The sequence below is a fragment of the Bacteroides sp. AF32-8BH genome, assembly GCF_003435205.1.
Lineage (GTDB): Bacteria > Bacteroidota > Bacteroidia > Bacteroidales > Bacteroidaceae > Bacteroides > Bacteroides ovatus.
Map to the genome: position 1 here is coordinate 1 of NZ_QVLZ01000121.1, position 365 is coordinate 365.

1 protein-coding gene is annotated in these 365 nt (G+C 41.9%); it reads left to right on the top strand.

Translation table 11 applies throughout. The annotated features are described in order from the left end of the window. Positions 1 to 162: 162 nt before the first annotated feature. Positions 163 to 365: transposase (locus tag DWZ47_RS31230; protein WP_233525146.1), on the top strand; the 203-nt coding region annotated here is incomplete at its 3' end.

The following is a 365-nucleotide window of genomic DNA, read 5'->3' on the forward strand; positions in this document are numbered from 1 at the left end:
CGTCGGTATGGTAGACGGAGCTATCTTGTTGAGGAACGCATCAGATCGATAAGCTTGGAACTTACTTCCCGAAAGGCCTCTTCTCTTTTGCAGCTGTTCCATATAACGGCCAGTAGCTCTTCCTGCTTACGCATCCTACAACAGTGCGGGCAACATAATCCTATGCATAATAAAAGTATTTATGTAGGTATTGATGATTTTGCCTATAAAAAAGGTAAGGATTATATGAGTGTGGTCGTAGACCAGATGACACACATACCTATTGCTTTGTTAGAGGATAGAAACGGAGAAGCACTTGATAACTGGCTCATCCGGAATCCTCAAATACAATATATAACGAGAGACCGTGGAAGATGTTTCACAGA